General features: G+C 74.8%; 6 protein-coding genes. 3 read left to right on the top strand and 3 right to left on the bottom strand.

The window, feature by feature from the left end:
* On the top strand, positions 1-848 hold an 848-nt coding region (locus E1291_RS38870), incomplete at its 5' end, for a maleylacetate reductase (RefSeq protein WP_131743027.1).
* A 42-nt stretch (positions 849-890) separates the two neighbouring features.
* Here the strand turns inward: E1291_RS38870 and E1291_RS38865 are convergent.
* Genes E1291_RS38865 through E1291_RS38855 form a run of 3 tightly spaced genes read right to left on the bottom strand, consistent with a single transcriptional unit; the run spans position 891 to position 2,925 of the window.
* Positions 891-1,586: an alpha/beta fold hydrolase gene (locus tag E1291_RS38865; protein WP_131743026.1), complete on the bottom strand. Its 696-nt coding sequence runs from the start codon at positions 1,584-1,586 to the stop codon at positions 891-893.
* The gene (locus E1291_RS38860) at positions 1,583-2,191 is read right to left on the bottom strand and encodes a nuclear transport factor 2 family protein (RefSeq protein WP_131743025.1); all 609 of its coding nucleotides are present in this window, start codon (positions 2,189-2,191) and stop codon (positions 1,583-1,585) included. Before E1291_RS38860 ends, E1291_RS38865 begins: the two co-directional genes overlap by 4 nt.
* Complete coding sequence (locus E1291_RS38855; RefSeq protein ID WP_165495506.1) at positions 2,188-2,925, bottom strand: alpha/beta fold hydrolase; 738 nt, start codon at positions 2,923-2,925, stop codon at positions 2,188-2,190. Before E1291_RS38855 ends, E1291_RS38860 begins: the two co-directional genes overlap by 4 nt.
* A 281-nt stretch (positions 2,926-3,206) precedes the next feature.
* Here E1291_RS38855 and E1291_RS38850 point away from each other — a divergent pair, with 281 nt between their 5' ends.
* Positions 3,207-4,355, top strand: coding sequence for a substrate-binding domain-containing protein (locus E1291_RS38850; RefSeq protein ID WP_165495505.1), 1,149 nt, complete (start codon positions 3,207-3,209; stop codon positions 4,353-4,355).
* Between the two features lie 2 nt (positions 4,356-4,357).
* The coding region (locus E1291_RS38845; RefSeq protein ID WP_131743022.1) for an ATP-binding cassette domain-containing protein at positions 4,358-5,153 on the top strand (796 nt) is incomplete at its 3' end.

The raw sequence follows: 5,153 nt of genomic DNA, 5'->3' as shown, positions 1-5,153 counted from the left end.
CCGGCGCGGCGGAGCGGGCCCGGTCCGCCGCCGCCGGGTCGGGCGCGGACGGGCTGGTCGCGGTCGGCGGCGGGTCGGCGATCGGGCTGGCCAAGGCCGTCGCGCTGACCACCGGGCTGCCGATCCTCGCGGTGCCGACGACGTTCGCCGGATCCGAGATGACCCCGGTCTGGGGCATCACCTCCGGGGGCGTCAAGCGCACCGGCCGCGACCGGCGGGTGCTGCCGCGAACGGTGGTGTACGACCCGGTCCTGGCCCGGTCCATGCCGGGCGCGACCGCCGCCGTCAGCGGGATCAACGCGATGGCGCACGCCGCCGAGGCGCTGTACGCGCCGGACGTCACGCCGGTCGGCGCGGTGCTGGCCGAGGAGGCGGTCCGCGCGCTCGCCGCCGCGCTGCCCGCCATCGCCGGCGGGGACCGGGACGCCGTGGCGGAGGGCCTGTACGGCGCCTGGCTGGCCGGTGCCTGCCTCGGGTCGACGACCATGGGCCTGCACCACAAGCTCTGCCATGTGCTGGGCGGTACCTTCGGCCTGCCGCACGCTCCGACGCACGCCGTCGTCCTGCCGTACGTGCTCGCGCACAACCTTCCGGCGGCGCCCGAGGCGGCGCGGCGGCTGGCACGCGCCCTCGACGCGGCGGATCCGGTCGCCGGGCTGCGCGCGCTGCTCGACCGGCTCGGCACGCCACGGTCTCTGGCGGAGCTGGGCCTGGACGCCGCGTCCGTCGGCAAGGCCGCCGAACTGGCGGGCCGCGACCCCTACGCCAACCCCCGGCCGGCCGGGCCCCGGGAGCTTCGCGCGCTCCTGGAGGCCGCGCTCACGGGAATCCCGCCCGTGTCGGAGTGAACGGTCCGGGCGTCCTCCCGCGCGGGAGGACGCCCCGACCGCTCACAGCAGGTCTTGGACGCTCTTCAGGAAGCCCTCGGCGTCGTCCTCGTGCACCCAGTGACCGGTATCGGGCACGGACCGGATCTCATAGCCCCGCGCTCGGAGCCGCTCCGCCTGATCGGCGCCGACCAGCTCGTTCGGGTCCGCCGTGACGACGAACGACGGCGCCCCGGGGTCGCCGGGCGGGTGGTCGCGGTCCAGCAGGTCCATCTCCGTGGTGGCCGGGTCCCAGCGCCGCAACGCCTCCAGCCGGTGCCGCCACGCGTCCTCGGGCCAGCGGGGGTGGGCGGCGGCGACCTCGTCGAGCGTCCAGTCCCGCTGCGCGAGGAAGAACGGCATGCTCCCGGAGAACGTGGCGCCCTCGGGCGCCTCCCACGCGGGATCGACGTACACCGCGCGCCGGGGACGGAGCCGGTCCACCGCCATGGACAGCACGACCGCGCCGAGCGAATGCCCGACGGCCAGTTCCGGAGCGGCGGGCAGTGACTCGACCAGGTCGTCCGCCCACAATTGGCGGCTGTAGCGGCCGCGCGGGCTGAGCCCATGGCCGCGCAGGTCGGGCGCGAGCACGCGGTAGCCGCGCCGGGCGAGTTCCGGACCGAAACGCCACCAGCTTGAGGCGTCGGCGGACAGCCCGTGCACCAGGACGGCGATCCGGTCGCCCGTGCCCCAGGTCTCGATGTTCAGCCGGGTCACAGCGACTCACCTCCGAGCCAGGCGGCACCGCGCGCGTAGAGGGTCTCGACCTCCGGGCCGGTGAGGCCCGGCATGTCGTCCTTGACCGTGTACCCCAGCCCCTCTTGCAGGTACGCGAGGTGGCGGTAGCCCACGGGGAAGCGGGCGAGGACGTCCGGGTCGAGGACCACCGGACGGGACGGGTCGACGGGCTGAATCCGGTCCGTCTCGTAGATGGGCTGCCGGAGCGTGATGACCCAGTGGCCTTCGTGCCGTTCCAGGAGGTCGTAGAAGCGGCCCGTGCAGACCACGTCGCACTCGATGCCCTCGACCGGCGCCCGCTGCGTGATCGTCATCTTGGTCTGCGCGACGGCCCGGTCCCCGGCCACCTCGATCGCGGATCCGCCGAGGAAGTGCAGGATGCGGACGCCGCGTTCGAAGCCCTCACGGCTGACCCGGGCGAACTCGGCGGCCGTGCCCTGGAACCAGGTGGCCATCATCCGGCCCTCGGGGTGCCACAGCGACGCGAACCGCTCCCAGTCCCCCGCGTCCCGCCATACCGCCCAGTTCTCGACGACCTCGCGGACGGCCCATCGCTCCAGGACGCCGGCCCCCGGCGCGCTCATGCCGTCACCCCGGCGGCGGGCCGCCCGGACGTCTCGATCCAGGCGTCCAGCCGGTCGAGGAAGCGGGGGAAGTCCTCGCGGAACGCCGAATGGCCGGTCCCCTCGACGGTCTCGACGGTCAGCCCGCGCTCGCGCAGCTCCTTCGCGTGGTCGTCCGGGATGAACTCGCTGGGGTCGGCGGCCAGCACCAGGGACGGCATGTCGGCCCGCTCGGGCGACAGGTCGTGGCCGCCGCCGGGGACGAGCCCGGGGATGATGCCCGGGTCCGCCTTCCACATCGACGTCCAGCGCAGGTCGAGGTCCTCCTCCGGCCAGCGCCCGCCGAGGTGCGCGCGGAGCTGCTCCTTGTCCGTCCAGTCCAGCCAGCCGAGCCAGATGTCCCGGTACCTCTCGTGGGCGTCGGCCGACATGCGCCACGCCGGGTCCAGGTACACCGCCGAGCCCGGGTCGAGCAGCCTGGCCGCCATGCCGAGGACGAGGCCGCCGAGCGAGTGGCCCACGGCGATCTCGGCCCGCGCGGGCAGGGTGTCGACCAGGTCGAGCGCCCAGTCGAACGGCGAGTAGCGTCCGCGCGGGCTCTCCCCGTGGCCGCGCAGGTCGGGCGCCAGCACGTGGAAACCGCGCTCGGCGAGCGCGGGCCCGGCGCGGTGCCAGGAGGTGGCATCGCTGAACAGGCCGTGGACGAGCAGGGCGTACCGGTCGCCCGTCCCCCACTCGGTCACCTGGAGTTTCACGTCGTCTCCTTGATCGTCCGATCCGGCGCGGCGCTGGGCCTGCGCCCGCCGCGCCACGGGGACCCAGCCTGCGGAGTCGTGCGCGCGGGGCGGAAGACGCGGATTTCACCGAGTGGAAGCGGCCTCGGAAACGGGACTTCCACTGGCCGAAACCCGGGTGTTCGTGCCCCGCGGCCGCACGGCTCAAGGTGGTCGGCACGCGCCCCGCCCGGCCCGCCGCGGGCCATGGCCCACCCCGGGTCATGGCCGGACGCGGGCGACCCACCCCAGGGGAGGACCTCGTGAGAACGCGATCATCGCGCAGCGGACACCGGATCACCGGCCGCACCCAGACCCGGCCGGTCACGACCCGGCTCGTCGCGGGCATCGTCGCCGCGGCCGCCCTGGCGGCGGCCTGCTCGTCGCCGGACAGCGGAGCCGCGGGCGGCTCCGCCGAGCATCGCAAGCCCTACCGGATCGTGCTGAGCAACAACAACCTGAGCGCCTCGTGGCGCGTGCAGATGGTGAACGGGATCAAGTACGTCGCCGCGCACAAGTACGCGAACGACGTCAAGTTCACCGTGCGGCAGGCCGGCGAGTCGGTCAGCGACCACATCGCCTCGCTCCAGCAGATCATCCGCGCGCGTCCCCGGCCGGACGCGATCCTGCTCGACGCGTCGTCGGCCACGGCCCTCAACCCGACGGTCGAGCAGGCGTGCAAGGCGGGCATCGTCGTGTTCAGCTTCGACCAGGTCGTGACCGCGCCCTGCGCCTACAAGCTGGCGCCGCCGGTGGCCGAGCAGGCTCGCGAGTCCGCCCGCTGGATGTGCGAGGCGACCGGGGGACACGGCAAGGTCGTCCTCGACCAGGCGATCCCCGGCGTCCCGTCGGTCGCGCTGTCCAACGCGACCTGGCGCTCGACGCTGGCGCGGACGTGTCCCGGCCTCCAGATCGCCGGGACCTACCAGAGCGGATTCGCTCCCGGCCCCGAGCTGCAGGCGGTCTCGGCGGTGCTCGCCGGGCACCGCGACCTGTCCGGGGTGCTCAGCCTCTCCTACTGCTCCAGCGTGATCACCGCGTTCCGGAACGCGCACCTGCCGCCGGTGCCGACCACCTGCGTCGCCGCCAACGGCAACGCCATCGCGTGCGAGTCGGCGCACGCGACCTGCCATCTGTCCGCGCTCCCGCCGATCATCGCCTCGTCGGCGCTGCGCAAGGTCGTCGATCTGCTCGGCGGACAGAAGCAGCCGCTGACCCAGCAGGCCGTGTTCCCGTCCTACGTCAGCACGGCCGCCAAGACCGGCGTCCCGGCGGCGGCGCCCCTCCCGGCGCTGCGTCCCGGGACCGACTACTTCCCGGGCCAGTCGCCCGATCTCGTGCTCCCGGTGACCACGGAGGATCTCGGCGTCACCCCGTCCGTGGCGCTGACCGGCGCCGAGGGACGGGGGTAGGGATGCTCTCCGTCCACGACGTTCCCGCCCCGCGGCAGGCCCTCCCGGCGCTGCGCGTCAGCGGAGTGTCCAAGTCGTACGGTGGGGTCAAGGCACTGCGCGACCTGTCGCTGGAAGCTCTCCCCGGGGAGATCCACGCCGTTCTCGGCGAGAACGGGGCGGGCAAGTCGACGCTCGTGCGGATCCTCGCCGGGGTCGTCCGGCCCGACGGCGGCGAGGTGACGCTGGGGGACGGCCCCCTCGTCCTCCGCGGCCCACGGGACGCGGCGGCCGCGGGCATACGCGTCGCCTTCCAGGAGCTCAGCCTGCTTCCGGACCTCTCCGTCGCCGCCAACCTCCGCCTCGGAGCATCCCCGGGTCGCCGAAGCGCGCGCACCGGAGACGCCAAGGCGGCCTTGGAGGACGCGGGGGTCCACGGCGTGCGGGCCGCGAGCGCGATCCGCGACCTCTCGCTGGCCGACCGGCAGCGCGTCGAGCTGGTCAAGGCCCTCGCCGCCCGGCCCGCGGTGCTGGTGCTCGACGAGGCCAACTCCGCGCTGTCGGGAGACCGCAACGACTGGTTCCTTGAGCACGCGCGGCGGGTGGCGGCGCGCGGCGGCGTCGTGCTGCTCGTGACGCACCGTCTCGCCGAGGTCCGCCGCGTCGCCGACCGCGTCACCGTGCTGCGCGGGGGGCGCGTCGTGCTCCGCACCACGCCCGGCCAGGTGACCGACGACGAGCTCGTCACCGCCATGGCGGGCCGCCGGCACCGGCGCGGCGCCCGGCGCCGCGACCGGCCCGCGACGGGCGGGCCGCTCC

It is taken from the genome of Actinomadura roseirufa, from assembly GCF_900659635.1.
GTDB lineage: Bacteria > Actinomycetota > Actinomycetes > Streptosporangiales > Streptosporangiaceae > Spirillospora > Spirillospora roseirufa.
This window is presented reverse-complemented; position numbering and strand designations above follow the sequence as displayed.

What these genes read in the sequence shown, in the direction of transcription:
- E1291_RS38860 (WP_131743025.1), bottom strand. Translation starts at nt 2,191, where the DNA reads ATGAGCGCGCCGGGGGCCGGCGTCCTGGAGCGATGGGCCGTCCGCGAG.